General features: G+C 37.5%; 13 protein-coding genes. 9 read left to right on the plus strand and 4 right to left on the minus strand.

Annotated elements, in window-relative coordinates:
* Positions 1-42: 42 nt before the first annotated feature.
* The 4 genes from M9949_08445 to M9949_08460 form a co-directional block, all read right to left on the minus strand.
* Positions 43-4,392 (minus strand): T9SS type A sorting domain-containing protein, encoded by a 4,350-nt coding sequence (locus M9949_08445; GenBank protein MCO5251434.1) that lies wholly within the window; start codon positions 4,390-4,392, stop codon positions 43-45.
* A gap of 409 nt (positions 4,393-4,801) precedes the next feature.
* Entirely contained in the window at positions 4,802-5,935 is a 1,134-nt protein-coding gene (locus tag M9949_08450; GenBank protein ID MCO5251435.1) for a response regulator, read from the minus strand.
* A 21-nt stretch (positions 5,936-5,956) separates the two neighbouring features.
* A complete protein-coding gene (locus tag M9949_08455; protein ID MCO5251436.1) occupies positions 5,957-7,144 on the minus strand; it encodes an ATP-binding protein in 1,188 nt (395 codons plus the stop codon).
* A 9-nt stretch (positions 7,145-7,153) separates the two neighbouring features.
* Positions 7,154-9,859, minus strand: coding sequence for a valine--tRNA ligase (locus M9949_08460; protein MCO5251437.1), 2,706 nt, complete (start codon positions 9,857-9,859; stop codon positions 7,154-7,156).
* A 235-nt stretch (positions 9,860-10,094) separates the two neighbouring features.
* Between M9949_08460 and M9949_08465 the strand changes: the two genes are divergently transcribed.
* The 9 genes from M9949_08465 (at position 10,095) to M9949_08505 (ending at position 17,327) form a co-directional block, all read left to right on the plus strand.
* Positions 10,095-10,400 (plus strand): hypothetical protein, encoded by a 306-nt coding sequence (locus M9949_08465; GenBank protein MCO5251438.1) that lies wholly within the window; start codon positions 10,095-10,097, stop codon positions 10,398-10,400.
* A gap of 29 nt (positions 10,401-10,429) precedes the next feature.
* Entirely contained in the window at positions 10,430-11,218 is a 789-nt protein-coding gene (locus M9949_08470; protein MCO5251439.1) for a LysM peptidoglycan-binding domain-containing protein, read from the plus strand.
* A 118-nt stretch (positions 11,219-11,336) separates the two neighbouring features.
* A complete protein-coding gene (locus tag M9949_08475; GenBank protein MCO5251440.1) occupies positions 11,337-12,323 on the plus strand; it encodes a PhoH family protein in 987 nt (328 codons plus the stop codon).
* Between the two features lie 12 nt (positions 12,324-12,335).
* Positions 12,336-13,103 (plus strand): diadenylate cyclase CdaA, encoded by a 768-nt coding sequence (cdaA, locus tag M9949_08480; GenBank protein MCO5251441.1) that lies wholly within the window; start codon positions 12,336-12,338, stop codon positions 13,101-13,103.
* A 2-nt stretch (positions 13,104-13,105) separates the two neighbouring features.
* Positions 13,106-13,774: a protein-L-isoaspartate(D-aspartate) O-methyltransferase gene (locus M9949_08485; GenBank protein ID MCO5251442.1), complete on the plus strand. Its 669-nt coding sequence runs from the start codon at positions 13,106-13,108 to the stop codon at positions 13,772-13,774.
* On the plus strand, positions 13,761-14,678 hold the full coding sequence (miaA, locus tag M9949_08490; GenBank protein MCO5251443.1) for a tRNA (adenosine(37)-N6)-dimethylallyltransferase MiaA: 918 nt from the start codon (positions 13,761-13,763) through the stop codon (positions 14,676-14,678). Before M9949_08485 ends, miaA begins: the two co-directional genes overlap by 14 nt.
* A gap of 53 nt (positions 14,679-14,731) precedes the next feature.
* Positions 14,732-16,273, plus strand: coding sequence for a D-alanyl-D-alanine carboxypeptidase/D-alanyl-D-alanine-endopeptidase (dacB, locus tag M9949_08495; protein ID MCO5251444.1), 1,542 nt, complete (start codon positions 14,732-14,734; stop codon positions 16,271-16,273).
* A complete protein-coding gene (locus tag M9949_08500; GenBank protein ID MCO5251445.1) occupies positions 16,266-17,090 on the plus strand; it encodes a carbohydrate ABC transporter permease in 825 nt (274 codons plus the stop codon). Before dacB ends, M9949_08500 begins: the two co-directional genes overlap by 8 nt.
* 3 nt (positions 17,091-17,093) lie before the next feature.
* Positions 17,094-17,327, plus strand: coding sequence for a hypothetical protein (locus M9949_08505; protein ID MCO5251446.1), 234 nt, complete (start codon positions 17,094-17,096; stop codon positions 17,325-17,327).
* Positions 17,328-17,365: the final 38 nt, after the last annotated feature.

A 17,365-nucleotide genomic window follows, 5' to 3' on the forward strand; every position in this document is an offset into this window, starting at 1 on the left:
GAAATTAATCGAGCAGCTTATGATTAGAATGCAATTCAGGAATTATCGCACTATCGAGAGTGCTTTGGAAACTACTGAATTGTTCGTTTCGAATGTTACGAAATACATACCTGCCGGCAATTTGCTAACGTCAATTGAATGCAGATGTGTTCCTTGCATCAATAGCGAGTTTGCATCTGTTACTGTGATTACTTCACGTCCCAGAACGTCAACTATGCTCAATTTGGCACTTGTGACATCATGCTTGACTGAAATTGTAATTGTAGCAGTGTTATTTGCCGGATTTGGAATTACCGATTGTATTTCCGAATCTCCGCCCATATCGAATCCATCATTCATTACCGATGAAATTGGATTGGTAAGCATCAAGCTACCGTTAGAAACCATTACGGCATCTCCATCGAATGTAGTGAATTCAATTTCAGCATTGGTATCATCAACATTCGAGAGTGTGATGTATATCGGGCTGACACGTGTTAAAGCTTCGACACCCATTATTCCTAAGCCCGGAACGGTAATGATATAAGAGCCGTCATCCTGCTTGCGCGGAACTAAATATGCGGGCTCATCTCCGGCATTTGGAGGACCTACAGCTAATATTCTCATATTATTTGTAGGTTTAATTCCAATTGCTGCAATATCTTGGTTGTAACCGTTAGAACTACTGAAATACATTGCGTATGTACGAACTCTGTCTGGTTTGTGATTCATTTCGATATCCAAAATATCCGGTTCAGCACCAGGTACTCTTACCAAATACGGAATCGGTTCGGTCCAGAATGTTTCTTCAAATCCTTCGACTTTATATGCAAAGCGGACATTAAATGTGAATGACAACTGTGGTGTGCTTTTACCAACCCTAAATTTAATTCCACCGACATCCCCACGAGCAATATCTGTAGCTACATAAGCTATGTCATCTTGAACGATACCTTTCTCGTCTCCGTTCGAGATTTCAAGTATAGTGACTTCGGATGAACGCATTTCAATAGCTGTTATGGTAACGTCATTGTCCACATGGTCGGGGCTGATTACCCACAAAGTACCGTTGGTTTCGTCGTCCATAATTATTGAAGTAATATCCGGTTGTTCGCTTTGGAATTCATCGCCACCCGGTTTGACTTCTCCCGTGAGCCTATCAAATTTGATTTCTCCAACAGCAACATCCCAAGGCAGGAATTTCCATTTTCTAACCACTGTATAAGTGACAACTGTATCGCATGTACGACATTCACAATCTGTGAAGCTGTATCTAATTGAGTAACGTAGTGTGTCACGGCATTTCAATCCACCGGAGAATGGTGGGAACAGCATATTAAGATGGAGTACGGCTCCTTTCGTCCAATCAATGCAATGCCCCGGACCCCATTTAGCTTCGCGACTGAAAATAGACAATAGCTGTGGACCGGGCGCCGGCGGAACAGCTAAGTTGCCACCTGTAATATCACCAAATATACGTGTCCAAGCAGATGCATTATTTCCACATACTCTTCTCATTTGAGCACTTACAATTGTAGCTGTAAATGATTTAATCGGAGCAGGTCCTGCAATCATTGGTATTGCCATTGCAACTGAGCCTGTGGAGCTATTTGAACTAATTTTAGGAACTCCGATATTATTTATAAATTTCGCACAACATTCATCTTTTGGCGGTTCGTTCGGACAATCCGGTAAATCCCTAAATATGCTGTCACGGCAAACTTCGCCATTGCAAAGTAAACTGTAATTTATGGTAATAGGATTATTAGCAGAAGTATGAGTGAAGTTTGTATTTATAGTCCATGAGCTTGTAGCCAAAGTAAATGTAGATGGCGAAAAAGTACCATCAGGCGAACTTATAATCAAGGTCGCAGGAGCACAAGAAACTGCACTGATAGAGAAAATGTATTTCTTCAATCCATCCGCAGTAACACCGTCGCACTTGACATCTAATTGGAACTCTTCAAAACAAGGCTTAGTTTGAGTAACCGTATCAATTGCCACACATGCTGTCGGCGATTCGAGTTGTCCTGCAAGTTGGAAAGTGGGGAGACTACTCTGAATCAAGTGCTTAGTCCATCCGCTTACTGCAAAAGTATTACATGCAGTTTGCTTAGGTTGAGCATTAGAGCCAACTATTCCGGCAAAATCAATTGTAGCGCCAGAAGTACCAATTGCACTCGGACCGAAATAAGCAGCAATATTCTTTTGTCCTGCACTCCAATTTGCAGCCCAAGTTCCTGTCGTTCCGCATCCAATTGTAAATGCCGGACTCGGAATTCCGGTAGGGGCGAGGTTATTGACATTTGACAATGCAGCCGCCGCATTATTCCACGATGAGAATATTGTAGGAGTTGCCGCTGTCAATGAGGAATAAGTTACATCGTATTGGCTGCCACGTGTGCCACAACCTTGGATAATTTTACCATCGTTAGTACCATCATTTCTCGGTAACAAATCAACAAATGTCACATGACGAAGTGCTGCTGTACCGGAGGAATTCATTCTCAAGCGATAATCAACTGTAGCGCCTGCTGTAGTCGAAATCGAAGGAGTGTAATTCGGGTCAGCCGGTTTCTTAACGCCCTTCATCAAATTATATCCTACAACACCGGTTATCAATACATAATCAATGTTTGACGGATGCGTTGTTGAACCAAGCGAGCCACCGGAAAGTACGAATTGATTAGGTACGCTACCCAAAGCTGCTGTATCGCGGACTTTCACGTCAAATTCGATAAAGTAATATGGAACTCCCGACGTGCCGTACATTCCACAATTAGTGTAGAAAATATTTTGACATGTAGCAGGAATTGTATCAAGAGTAGCTGTTACAGTATTCGATACATTATTGTACGACAAAGCGACTCCTGTCCAAGGATTGGCAGGCGTTGTAGTACAAGGAGTATTCCAAGTATTGCTTATATATGATGACGGATTGCCAACATATTCGAGATTCGGGTTAAGAACATCAGTAATTGTCGAACCTGTAATCGGCAATCCACCTGTATTTTGAACTCTCAAGCGATATCTAAATGTCGAACCCGGAGTATAATCTACCTGTTTGTTGCAAACTTCCTTCCAAACGCAAGGTTTTGCGGCAGGAGCATCTACGACAAACGAATTACAAACCATTTGTGGGGCATTACCTGCAATAGTTAAATGTGCACAATTAGTAATTGTAGAACCAACAACTGCATTAGCAGGGATTGTAAAATTGATATACACATATCCGCAAGCTCCGGGAGCCAAAGTATCAGTTATACTTACTATGCCGGAATTGAGTGTTGCATTAAGATTCCAAGTAAAGCCTAAACTATAATTAGATAATTGCGACGGAAGCGTATCCAATGCAGTAAATATAATTGGGGTTGTACCGGTGTTGCAAATATAAATCAAATATTGACCGGCACAACCGGGTTGGCGATTTGTATAAGCCCATTTGCTGATTGAACCGCTTGTGAAAGATAATTTCTGAACACAAGTTTGGTTGCTTACCACGCTGAAATTACTACAAGGCTGATTTGCACTGCCGAGTGAACCTGATAGAGTTGCTGAGTTTGTGATGTTCGTACCGTTCGGGAATAGAGCTGGCGGATAGTAAACTGTAAACTGGCAACAAACAGCATTGTAATGCGGAATAGCACTCAAGTTGCCCACATTCCAAGTAATTACATTGCCTGTTTGAGTTGCACCGCAATTAGAACTAACTAATACTGCACCGGTGGGTAGAGTATCAGTCACAACACCACTTACTAAATTTAATTGACCCGTAGTACCAACAGATTTATAAACACAAATTTGATACGTGATTGTATCATTACCCGTTGCATATTGACAATTGCCGCCTTGCCATGAAGCTCCCAACGGATATTTGTTGATTCCCCAAGGATTGACAGCAATCGCGGAAGTTGTTACATATGGTGTACAGAAATCATAATCTTTACCGTTTAACATTCCTATCAAACAGACATTGTTTCTGGCACTTGTTCCAGGGCATGTTACACCATTTGGGAATGCAACAGTTACGGTAAAAGACCCTGTGCAACCGCTTGGTAAACTACTCCAACTTAGAGAATATGTGCCACCCATTGCATTTACCGCAGGAGCCACTACTGTTGGAGTTCCGCAGGCACTCGTAAACGAATGTGCTAGAAATTGCAAGCCTGCAGGTATCTGGTCTGTTATAGTTACGTTTGTAGCTCCTGCAGGAATCGTGAAGTATATCGTATAACTAAAAGGCTGTCCTGTAGCAATTGTAGTATCGCTTACAACCTTTTTGAGGATAAAACCATCTTGTTGATTTTGGGCAACCCAACTCTGGGAATTGGCTTCTAAACTCATCAAAATTGGTATCAGAAACAACAAAAAAGCAATAGAATACTTTTTTGTTAATGAGTAACTTAACTTCATCTTAACACCTTGTAAAAAATTGAACAAATAATTTAACCAAACATATATAACAATGATTACATAAACAATTATTTTATTTTAATAATATATATTGTGATTATTTGATTATTTAATGTTATTATGATGGCGGATTAAGTTAATAAATTTACTTGATATATGAACTTTATATCTTTATATTACAATAAGTAACAAGAATTATTTAACAAGATGCGTTTGGTATAAATTGATTTGTAATGATTTTTTTGTGGCATCTGATTTTAAATAATTCATAGCGTTAAATCAATAAAAATTGATCATAATTTGATTCATACGTGATAGAATTGAAATATTAATGCGAAAATCATTGACAAATCAAATGATTTAAGTGAATTGGTATAAGAGATTGGAAAATATATAATATACGATTTGCTTATTGTTCATAAACCAATAATGGTTCAACTATATTTCGAACATTCGAGATTTGTTGAAGTCTGATTATGATTGGCTCTGTGATTTCTTTATCCTTTTTGAACAACACAGTATCGCGGTCATCAACAATGTCCTTAGCAGCAACCATTCCACCCTTGAGCTCCATAAGCTGGATTTGTTTGATTTTCCGTTTATTATCGGAGCCAACAACTTCCGTAAGAAGCAATTCTAATAACTTAGGGTCGTATTGATAGTACAATTCAAGCATTTTCTCATAAGCTTCGAGAGGGGTTTTGTTCGATTGAATGAGTTGGATATAATCATTAGAAACTTTGAGAATCCTCGAATAGAGCGGAATAGATTCGTTTGCAACATTTCTGTCAATTTTACTTCCAAAATTATCATTCATATGCAAAATAGCATCCGATATTTTCTCAAATCTTGGAATATTTGCGAGTAATTTTGCACCTAATTCAGGAAGATTACTGTAAACAGCTACTTCATTTGAAGTCAATTCTTTTCCGTCAGCTTTCTTTTGTATAATTTCGTTTGGCAGCATCAAGAGACCAATATTTGAAAGTAATGATGCAACTTCGAGCTCCCACAATTCAATTTCTCCGGTTTTAACACCAATTTTGCGGGCAACCAGACGAGCTTGCGAACCAATATTCAGTGATTGCGGAATAGACAATGAAATTAGGTCGATTAACAATTTCAAAGTGCCTTTTAAGGTATTGTTCAGCAGTTCCTTCTCATTTTTTTTCAAATTATATTGAACTAAAGCATCTTGAATAATCTGTTTCAATTCAGGAGTGGGCATTGGTTTGGTTAAAAATCTGAAAATTGAACCCTCGTTGACAGCATTAACCGCAATTTGCATATCTGCAAAACCGGTAATCATTATTCTTATAGGATCGGGGTAAATTTGGCGTATCATTTTCAACAAGTTTATGCCATTTACATCTGGCATTTTGTAATCAGTTACGATTACACCTATGTCAGCTTCTTCTTTAAGAATTTCCATTGCCTGATTGGCATTGGATGCAATTCTAACGATAAAATCTTTACGCAAATTAACTTGATAGGATGCTAAAATATCCTTATCATCATCAATCATCAATATCTTTCTTGTCATCAATTTTCCAATAAAAATATATTATTTAGGAATTTTAATGGTCACCGTAGTTCCGTAACCGTATTCCGATTCTAAGTAAATTTGTCCGCCATGTTTAGTGACTATCACATCATGCGAAAGCGATAAACCTTGTCCTGTACCTTTACCCGGGTCCTTTGTCGTAAAGAATGGGTCGAAAACTTTATCCATGTTTTCAGGCAAAATCCCTTTTCCTGTGTCAGAGACTGTAATTTTGCAATCGTTACCCTCGATTGAAGTCGTTATTGTTATTGTTCCATCTGTTTCTGTCATTTCTTTTTTATCAGCTATAGCATGAGAAGCGTTAACAATAAGATTGATTAGCACTTGATTGATTTCGTCAACTAAACAAAAAACCAAAGGCAAATCTTCGGCAAGATTTAGTTTCATATCAGCAACATATTTCCATTCATTTTTTGTCAGTATGGTTGCCATTTCAATTTCTTGATTTATGTCCGTCAATGATTTCTCATTTTGACTCGAATGGGTGAAACGTTTCATCGCTGTTATGATTTTATTCACTCTGCCTAAGCCGTTCGAAATTCTATTAAATGCATCGGGTACTTCATTGAGTACAAATTCTAAATCCAAATTTTCTTTCAAAGACTGTAACGAATTGTTCAATTCTTCATAATTTTCAATACTTTCGGCATTGTTCTTAATGTGGTTTTCGATAGTTTTGATATACACTATCATGTCGTTGAATGAAATATCGAGAAAATAGATGCTGTCATTGACAAATTGCAGTGGGGAATTAATTTCGTGAGCAATACCAGCTGCCAAATGTCCGATTGATTCCAATTTCTTAGAAATCGTTCGTTGGTTTTCAATTTTAATTCTCTCAGTAATATCATCCTTGATAATCACATAAAAATTGCGGTATGATTCTTCATCTCTTTGGGCATAAATCGAAACCGACTCCCAAAAATAATTACCATTCTTCCTAATATTTTTGGCTTGTCCGTGCCATTCTTTTTCGCTTAATAATATTTCCCATACACTATTATCGGCAAATTCGCACATGTAAGGCAAGTTGTCCTTCACATTCCTATTTAGGACTTCATTAAATTTGAATAATGTAGTCGTTGTAAATTTCTTATTTACATACAATATTTTCCCTGCCGAATTCAATATCACTATTGAATTCGGGCTCAAATCTAATGCACCTTTGTATAAATGTTCTTGCATCATAATTTTAAGCTACAAGCTATTTAAATTACTTGCTGCTAATGTTAAAGATACTTTCAAGCTTGCGAGTTTCTCCTGTTCGCTTCGGATTATTTCGGGCGCTGCGTTACTCATGAATTTCTCGTTGCTCAATTTTTTCTCACCGGATATAATCAAATTCTTCAACCGTTCAATTTCTTTCGATAGTTTGATTTTCTCTTGTTCGATATCAATGGCTTCACCAATTTCGAGATACAATTCGATTTCATGTACAATGGTCGTCAAACAAATCAAAGGGCGGTCCACATTAACACCGACTTTTACTTCCGAGCAACGCCCGAGAAATGCAACAATTTCATTCTCAGATTGGAAGAATTTAGCGATTTCATCATTTTTGCAAGAAATTGTCAAAGGTAATTTTTTCGACGGTGGGATATTTTTAGATGCCCTCAGCTTTCTGGTTTCTTCGATAATTGTTTGCAACAGAATGAAATTACTCTCAATTTTTGTATCAATCAACTTCTCATCAAAATCGGCGATATTGTGAGTGCTGATTGACTCATTTTCAGGCTTTTGATTGAGCAAATGCCAAATTTCTTCTGAGATAAACGGCATAATTGGATGAATCAACTGCAATATAGTTTCATAAACATGAATTGCAAAATTTATAGTTTCAATTCTTCTTTCAGGTGCTGCATCTTGCCCGGTTTGAACTTTGACTATTTCAACGTACCAATCGCAGAAATCTCGCCAAATAAAGTCATAAAGTGCTTTAGAATAATCGTTAACCTTGTAATTAGAAAGCATTAACTCGGATGACTTAAGAACATTGTTTAAGCGAGAAGCAATCCATTTATCAGAAGTTGAATAATCTTTAGCTTGCAATATTGAATCATTATTTAATCCGGTATCAGTAACAATTTGTTCCTTTTTCATTAATAAAAATCTACCGGCATTCCAAATTTTATTGCAAAAGTTTCGCCCTATTTCCATCGAAGGTATGTCTTGAGATTCGATGTCAACTTCCATACGGACATCTAATCCCAATGGTGATAAATAAATCATTGTAAATCTGACAGCATCAGCGCCATATTTATCAATTACATTCAACGGGTCAGGAGAATTGCCGAGAGATTTTGAAAGTTTGCGTCCTTTGCCGTCTCTAATCAAACTCGTGAAATAAACATCGGTAAACGGTATCGTATTTTTGAAATGGGAAGTAGCCATAATCATTCTTGCAACCCAGAAAAAGATGATGTCCGGTGCAGTAACGAGCAAATCTGTCGGCAGGAATCGTTTCATATCGTCTGGTTCGTCAATAACTCCATCGTGAAGCCATTGCATGGTTGTCATGGGCCAAATCCATGATGAAAACCAAGTATCCAATACATCAGCGTCTTGGCTTAAAATAGCACTATCATCAAGATTAAGTTTGACCCTTGCTGATTGCTCATTATGTGCTGCCACGAATCTGCCGTCTTCCGAATAATATACCGGAATACGGTGTCCCCACCAAAGTTGTCGGGAAATACACCAATCTCTAATATTATGCATCCAATGTTCGTATGTTTTTACCCAATGATTAGGGTGGAATCTAATTTGTCCTGACGTAACTTTTTCGAGAGCTTCGGCAGCAAGTGGTTTCATATTCACAAACCACTGGTCGCTTAGATATGGTTCAATTGGTTCGCCGCCCCTCTGGGAAAAGCCAACATTATGTACATAGTCTTCAGTTTTTTCAATCAAATTGTTCGCATTCAAATCTTCAACAATTTGCTTACGTGCTACGAATCTATCCAAATTAGCATACTTTCCGGTCATTTCATTTAATGTGCCGTCCGGATTGATAGTATTGATTATCTCAAGATTGTGGCGTAGTCCAACTTCAAAGTCATTAGGGTCGTGGGCAGGAGTGATTTTAACACATCCCGTTCCGAATTCGGGGTCTGCATATTCATCGGCAATGATTGGGATTCGCCTTCCTACTAATGGCACGTTTACAAATTGTCCGAGCATATGTTTGAAACGTTCGTCATTTGGGTTGACTGCAATTGCAATATCACCAAAAATTGTTTCTGGGCGGGCAGTAGAAACAGTGATATAATCAGTACCATTATCGAAATAGTACTTCATGGTATAAAGATGCTCTTTAACTTCTCTGAAATCCACTTCTTCGTCCGAGAGTGCTGTTTGAGACAGGGGAGACCAATTGATGATTCTTTTGCCTTTATAAATCAAACCTTCTTCGAACAATCTTATAAAGACTTCCCTGACAGCATGACTTGGGGCTTCGTCCATCGTAAATATTTGCTTATTCCAATCGCAGGAAGCACCGATTGTTTTGATTTGCTCTATTATTATACTTCCGTACTTTTCTTTAAATTGCCAGACTCGCTCGAGAAATTTTTCCCTGCCTAAGTCATATTTTGTCAGCCCTTCAGCCGCAATCTCTTTTTCTACTCTGGTTTGGGTTGCAATTCCGGCATGGTCAGTACCCGGAAACCAGCAAACGTTGTAGCCTTGCATCCGTTTTCTTCGGATTAACATATCTTGAATGGTCATATTCAATACATGTCCGAAATGAAGAATGCCTGTAACATTGGGCGGAGGCATGAGAATACTGTAATTTTTAGTTGAATCTAACCGATTAGAATCAAACAGATTATTATCGTTCCAGATTTTATACCATTTACTCTCTACAGAGTTTGGTTCATATGCTTTAGGAAATTCATTTATCATAAAATCATTTTTGAATTAGTCGTTACACAAACTTTAAATTTACCAAAAAATCAAGACTTATTGATACATATTTGCAAATACTACGTAAATGTCACCGAATTTATAATATTTTTGTATATATATTCGTTTCAGATTAGGTTAAAATAAAAATTATTACGATATTTGCGTACTATTAAATATATTGTTAATTAGAAAAAATGAGAAACTTGTTATATTATTTTACAATGGAGGCTATATGAATTTGAAGAGATTCGCAATTGCTTTAGGTTTAAGCTCTGCAATCCTTTTTTCAACCATGTCGTTTACAAGCTGTACTTCAAAAATAACAGAAGAACAACTTGCACAATTGGCTGAACTGAGAAAGAAAGAGAACCAATTAAACCAGTCTATCACTACTAAGCAATCTGAAGTACCAAAATTGGAGAGCGAAATAAACTCTCGCCAAGCTGTACTAAACGATTGCAATAAGGACAGAGATTTTATTAAAACCAAGTTGTCGCAATGGCCCAATGTTTGGCCTGATTACAATCCTAATAACTAATTATGTTAAACATTTAAAGACAGAAAACTATGAAAAACTTGTTAATAATTTTTGCCTTATTGATGATTGCATCTGTAGCAATCCAGGCACAGGTGGTTCCGCCACCGGCAAACAAACCCGATGTTGATTTGACGAAAGATGAAGCTACTTTAAGAATAAACCAATACCTTCAGGTCGTTCAAGATCTTGAAAAAAGATTGAATGATGCAAATGTTAAGGTAGATGGCTTGAAAGCTAAACTTGAAGAGGTAAACAAGCAACTTAGGGATTGCGAAGACGAAACTAAGCGTCTTTTGGGTGCAACCGATGCTGATATTGCTGCTTTCAAACAAAGATTGGGCGTTATCGAAAACAAAGTTCGCGAAATGCAAAGACTATCAGATAGTCAACTTGCTGACCGTCAAGACGAAGTCCGCCAATTGGAAGCTGATTTGAACGAACTTCGCAACAATAAAATTGCTTTGATACCTGAATTTTACAATAAAATTATTTCATTGGCAAAAGATATCAAAGGGCTTTACAGAGAAAAGAAAATCACTACTTATACAGTTGGCACATGGGCTGAAAATCGCGACTGTTTGTGGAATATCGCAGGCAAAATCGAAATTTACGGCGACCCATTCATGTGGCCTAAAATCTGGCAAGCAAATACTGACCAAATCAGAAACCCTGATATTATCCATCCCGGTCAAGTATTGCAAATTCCTGTCAAAGGACCCAAATCCAGCGAAGAAATCAAAGCTGAGCGTACTTACTGGAGAATGAAGAAAGAAGCTCAAGCTGAAAATGATGCTGCTGTACAACCCGGCGTAAATTAATGATTATTGAATTATTTTGAAAAAGAAGCCCTGTTTCGTTTACGAAGCAGGGTTTTTATTTGGTACTCTGAAACTTAGTTCTTATTTTTAAAGATTATTCAAAGTGGAGTAATTAAAATTGACAGAGAAGCGCATTGAATTTGAAGACATTGAACCGGTCGCCCTTTTTGGGACTAACGACATTTATATCAATATGATTGAAAATCGTTTCAAAGCCGGAATCATAGTTAGGGGCAGTAGTCTAATACTGAAAGGTGAGGAAAATGAGATTGAAAAAATCGAGAAGATTTTGAACGAAATGAATTATATGCTGAAGCGAAATAAGAATCTGACCGAAAGCGATGTCAAAACGGTTATTGATTTGGTTGATAACAAGCCAAAAGGTTCTGATAGCCAGTCAGCGAGATTTATGAATCAAGTTATTTTCCAAGGAGTGAAGGATTCCATCAGAGTTCGGAATGCAAAGCAACATGATTATTTCAAATTAGTTCAGCAAAATGACCTCGTGTTTGCAATTGGTCCGGCAGGTACAGGAAAAACTTTCTTAGCAGTAGCAATGGCATTAGCATCACTACGAAATAATGAAGTAACACGAATTATATTATCAAGACCTGCTGTTGAAGCCGGAGAATCCTTGGGATTTTTACCCGGAGATTTGCAAGAAAAAATTGACCCTTACCTTAGACCATTAATGGATGCTCTGCATTTCATGATTTCAGCAGAAAAAGTTAAATCGCTAATCGAAAAAAATGTAATCGAAATCACTCCTTTAGCATATATGCGGGGACGTACTTTGAGCAACTCATTCATCATTTTGGATGAAGCCCAAAATGCAACCGCTACACAGATGAAAATGTTTCTAACACGCTTAGGACCTAATTCTAAAGCAATTGTAACGGGAGATATTACACAAATTGATTTGCCACATCATGCAATCTCAGGGCTGAAAGAAGCTCAAAGACTGCTCAAAAACATTGATGACATCGGATTCATTTATTTCGATAATAAAGACGTTGTCCGACATAAACTCGTAGCCGAAATCATTAAAGCTTATGAAAATGACATTGCCAAGAAAGATGCTATTGAAAATAAGAGCGAAAAGTAAAAATAAAAGATAATGACACTATTCAAAATTGGCTTTCTGACCTTCACTTTGGTTGATTTGTTCGATATAATTATCGTAGCTTTGATAATTTATTGGGTCTATCGCTCATTGAAGAATACAGTTGCAGTACAGATTCTTTTTGGAATGGTCATTATAATAGGTTTGCAATTCATTACTGAAGCAGTGAACTTTAAGTCACTGAATTGGATTTTGCGTACAATATCGGATATTTGGCTGATTGCATTCATAATATTGTTCCAGCCGGAACTGCGGAAATTGCTGATGATAATTGTTCGAAGTCCGATTTTTAGGGTATTTGTAAAGCCCAAAATCTCCGAAACAGTTGATGAAGTAATCGAAGCAGCTATTGAAATGTCTGAAAAGCATGTTGGAGCCATAATTGTTTTCACTCGTTCACAAAATGTTCAAATGACGGTAGATACGGGTATTCCGCTCCAATCCATGGTATCGAAGGAATTACTGCTATCGATTTTCAATACTAAATCGCCTCTACATGATGGCGCTGTAATAATAGACAATAATATGATTGTAGCTGCGAGATGTATTCTGCCACTAAGTTCACAAACAAAATTTGGGAATAAAAATCTTGGTACGCGTCATCGGGCGGCATTAGGATTATCTGAACAAGCTGATACTATTGTGCTTGTAGTTTCGGAGGAAACCGGTGGTATTTCGATTTCCGAGAGTGGAGACATGACTTTGAACATACAACATGACGAAATTGGTGATATATTGACAAATAGTCTTTCGCAGACATAGTTATGCTGAATGATTTTCTTAGTTTGAACCCCGAAGCTCGGGCAAAATTAGTCAAAGACTTGAGAAAAAAGGGTATTTTTGACAATAATGTCTTGAATGCTTTATTGCAAATTCCGCGTGAACTTTTCTTAGACCCGTCTCTTTTCGAGAGAGCTTATGAGGATGTGGCACTCCCAATTGAATTCAACCAAACTATATCGCAACCATATACCGTCGCATTTATGACTCAGCTATTGGAATTGAAGCCTAGCAATAAAGTATTAGAAATCGGCACGGGCAGCGGTTATCAAAGTATGATTTTGAAATTATGTGGTGCCGAAGTTTTTACTATAGAACGAATTTCGCAACTATACAACAAATCTAAAGCCTTATTCGAAATGTTAAATTTCAATATTCATATCGAGTTGGGAGACGGTAGTGTGGGATTGACTGAATTTATGCCTTATGACGCAATAATTGTAACTGCCGGAGTGCCTTCAATACCAAATGATTTGGTGAAGCAATTGAAAATCAAAGGCAAACTTGTTGCTCCTGTTGGGGATTTGAAATCGCAGACTATGACAAAGTTAATACGCACTGACGAAGAAAAATTCACAATTTCCGAACATAGTAAATTTCGTTTTGTTCCACTAATTGGTGATAAAGGTTGGGATATTGATGACCGAAATTAAGTCTATAGCAATCCCTGTCATCATTGGTCCTACAGCCTCAGGCAAAACTAATATAGCCCTCGAACTTGCAAAAATTGCACCAATAGAAATTGTGTCTGCAGATTCGAGGCAGATTTATAAATATATGTCTATTGGGACTGCTAAACCGACAAAAGAAGAATTGTCGCTCGTCAAACACCATTTGATTGATTTTCTTTTCCCAAACCTTGCATATAGTGCCGGAAAATTTGCTGAAGATGCACTCATAGCTATCAATGATATTATCAGTCGTGATAAAATACCGGTGATTGTCGGCGGCACAGGATTTTACATCAAAGCATTTTTCGATGGACTATCTGACGAACCTGTTAGCGAGTCTCGAGATTTGATAAGAGAAAATCTGAATAACATGCTCAAAGACAAAGGCAGAGAGCATCTTTATCAATTGCTTAAACAAATTGACCCCGTTTCGGCTGAGAAAAACCGCGATATGAATCCGCAGCGAATTGTCAGAGCTATTGAATTTTATTATTCGTTTGGAATTAAATTTTCCGAATCACCCGAATCGGAGAAGAAACATAATTTCCTTCCTAAATATTTCGGATTGTTCCCCGAAAGAGATTACTTATACCAAAAAATCAACTTACGAGTGGATAAAATGATTGAGAGCGGACTTGTAGATGAAGTGAAATATCTGCTGTCACTCGGTTTCGACCTCAAATTCAATTCGATGAATACAGTTGGTTACAAAGAAATCATCAATTATATAGACGGGCAATCAACACTTGAGCGAGCTATTGAACTGATTAAGCAAAATACAAGACGTTATGCCAAGCGCCAATTTACTTGGTTTAACAAAATTGAGGGTGTAATTGATATTACAAATGACATTGAACGCTTAAAAAATGAATTTAATCTTTTGTAATTCAAATGATTTTTGTTAATTTGTAGTAGCAGATAAAGAGAATTTTAAAAAGTATGAAAACCAGACTACCAATAATTATAATTTGTTTTTGGGCATTGACTTTTTCGGGCAAAAGCCAAAACGATATAGATGCAGCCCAAATCTACCGTGAGACATTCTTTACCGGATTCAACGAATTAGACAGCGTCTATTCATTAGGGCTTCTTGTCCGGGATATAGAACGGACTATCGCTCAATCAAAAATCGGTAAAACCGAGTTCGGTATAGCCATTCATTCGCTAAATAACAATAAACCTTATTATTCGCATAATTTAACAAAACCTCTCACTCCGGCTTCAGTTACAAAACTATTTACATCATTTGCCGCTCTCAATCTGTTTGGTTCGGAATATATGATTCCCACGAAAGTATTTACCGATGGATATATAAGCTCAGATTCCATATTGAAAGGGAACCTATACTTGGTGGGCTTTGGAGATGGCATCTTTTCTTTACGTGATTTGGAGCAATTATCGGATAATGTTAAAGAATTGGGTGTGAAAGTAATTCATGGCAATATTTATGTTGATGGAAGTTATTTCGACGGAATCTATGAACGCTTGACATATAGCGGCGATAAAGATGTAGTTGTCCAACTTCCGCCGATTTCAGCTGTAAGTTTGGACAGGAATGTAGTTCAGGCTATTGTATCATCAGGCTCGAAAGCGGGGACTCCACTCAGAGTGCAGTATATGCCCTCATCTGAGCATTTTTCAACAATCAACTCTGCAACTGTAAGAGGTGGCAAGAAAAGAGCTTCTAAACTCAGGGTGATAACGAAAGCCGGGCAAGATGGCAAACAAGTATTTACAATCTCAGGGAATTTGGCTGCAAATCGAACATCTTCATATGGTCACAATTTAACTTTTCCCGAGATGGCAATTGCCGGAGCATTCAAAAGTCGCTTAGAAGCCGGTGGGATAAAAATTACCGGTTCAAGCTCTGCCACAGAAGCATATCATAAAGATACTTCAATTTTATTCACCGCTGTTACCGAATTCAGAAGACCAATTATGGATATACTCAACAAAGTGAATAAGGATAGTGATAATTATTTGGCTGAGACTTTGTTCAAAATTGTTGGTGCTCAAGCAGACTTAGACGACGATAATGCAAAATCGGCACGTTTGTTTTATAATGAACTTTTTGGCAAATACGAAATCAATTGTGAAAAATGTATGTTGAACGACGGCTCCGGGCTATCTCGACGAAATTTAGTAACTCCCGAATCTGTCATAAAAGTGTTACAAGAGTCTTATAAAAGCAGTTTTAGAGATGAATTCCGACGTTCCTTTTCATTAGCCGGAAACGACGGTACGCTCAAAAAAAGACTTAAAAGTGCAAATGGAAATGGAAATATCACCGCCAAAACCGGCACTTTACGCAATGTCAGCGCCTTAGCAGGTTATATTGATACAGTCGAGGGCGATACTATTGCTTTTGCTTTCATTTTCAATGGTCCAAATGTTGGGATTTATAAGGATTTGGAAAATAAATTAGCCCAGCTTTTATCAGATTTCACTTATCGTTTTTCAGTCACAGATTCTTATGAATAGATTCCCAATCCGGAAAATATTACTCTACGGATTGTTGTTCCTCATAGCAATTGGAATGATTTTCCCGATATTTTGGATGCTATTATTATCGCTAAAAGAATACCCTGAAAAATATCAAACTTTTCAAGAACTTTTATTTTCGGATTTCACGCTTAATAATTTCGTTGATGCTTTGCAATCGGATTCATTTGATATATACTTCCTGAATTCCTTGTTCGTAGCCACTTTAGTTACTGCCGGAAATTTACTTTTTTGTACTTTGGTGGCTTATGCCTTTGCCAGAAAGGAATTCATCGGGAAAACTGTTTTGTTTGCCACATTGCTTGGTGTGATGATAATTCCGCCACATGTCATCATGATTCCTTTGTACAGAATGATGGTCGGATACGGCTGGATTAATTCATATTATAGTTTGGTCTTGCCATGGCTCGTGACGCCATTTGGCATATTTTTGATGAGGCAATATATCATGACAATTCCACGCGAGATTGAAGATGCTGCCAAAATTGACGGTGCAGGGTTTTGGTACATAATTTTTAGGATTATAATGCCACTTAGCAAACCAATGCTTACTGTTTTAGCAATTTATACTTTCTTGTCCAATTGGAATTCTTTCCTTTTTCCGTACTTATTCACAAATACAGAGAAATTCAGAACTTTGCCCGTGGGATTAGCATTTTATCTGGGAAAACAATCAATTGATTGGGGACATTTGATGGCTGGAGCTGCCATTTCAGCTTTCCCTATCATTGTAATTTTTATTATTTTTCAACGTCAAATCATAAAAGGCTTAACTTCAGGAGCACTCAAGGAATAAATTATGTTAGACAAATTTGAAATTAGAGAACTTGCAAAAGCAATAGTCGAAGAAATGGACAGGTCGCATTCGGCAGAATTAGCACCAAAATGGGAGGGAGGCTCAATTTTCTTCATCCCGAAAAGTTCCGATACGAAAGAACACGAAATGGGCATTGATAAAATTATGCACAAAATTGTGATGATTCGCGATAATTTGCGTGTTTTGAGCAACAAATCAATTCCAATGATAACTTGACCGACGGTGAGAAGTTAAAGTACCAAGGGTATGTTACA

The sequence above is a fragment of the Candidatus Kapaibacterium sp. genome, assembly GCA_023957315.1.
In the GTDB taxonomy this organism is placed as follows: domain Bacteria; phylum Bacteroidota; class Ignavibacteria; order Kapaibacteriales; family UBA2268; genus PGYU01.

What these genes read in the sequence shown, in the direction of transcription:
- M9949_08460 (MCO5251437.1), bottom strand. Translation starts at nt 9,859, where the DNA reads ATGATAAATGAATTTCCTAAAGCATATGAACCAAACTCTGTAGAGAGT.
- M9949_08505 (MCO5251446.1), top strand. Translation starts at nt 17,094, where the DNA reads ATGTTAGACAAATTTGAAATTAGAGAACTTGCAAAAGCAATAGTCGAA.
- miaA (MCO5251443.1), top strand. Translation starts at nt 13,761, where the DNA reads ATGACCGAAATTAAGTCTATAGCAATCCCTGTCATCATTGGTCCTACA.
- M9949_08470 (MCO5251439.1), top strand. Translation starts at nt 10,430, where the DNA reads ATGAAAAACTTGTTAATAATTTTTGCCTTATTGATGATTGCATCTGTA.
- cdaA (MCO5251441.1), top strand. Translation starts at nt 12,336, where the DNA reads ATGACACTATTCAAAATTGGCTTTCTGACCTTCACTTTGGTTGATTTG.
- M9949_08450 (MCO5251435.1), bottom strand. Translation starts at nt 5,935, where the DNA reads ATGACAAGAAAGATATTGATGATTGATGATGATAAGGATATTTTAGCA.
- dacB (MCO5251444.1), top strand. Translation starts at nt 14,732, where the DNA reads ATGAAAACCAGACTACCAATAATTATAATTTGTTTTTGGGCATTGACT.
- M9949_08465 (MCO5251438.1), top strand. Translation starts at nt 10,095, where the DNA reads ATGAATTTGAAGAGATTCGCAATTGCTTTAGGTTTAAGCTCTGCAATC.
- M9949_08500 (MCO5251445.1), top strand. Translation starts at nt 16,266, where the DNA reads ATGAATAGATTCCCAATCCGGAAAATATTACTCTACGGATTGTTGTTC.
- M9949_08445 (MCO5251434.1), bottom strand. Translation starts at nt 4,392, where the DNA reads ATGAAGTTAAGTTACTCATTAACAAAAAAGTATTCTATTGCTTTTTTG.
- M9949_08485 (MCO5251442.1), top strand. Translation starts at nt 13,106, where the DNA reads ATGCTGAATGATTTTCTTAGTTTGAACCCCGAAGCTCGGGCAAAATTA.
- M9949_08455 (MCO5251436.1), bottom strand. Translation starts at nt 7,144, where the DNA reads ATGATGCAAGAACATTTATACAAAGGTGCATTAGATTTGAGCCCGAAT.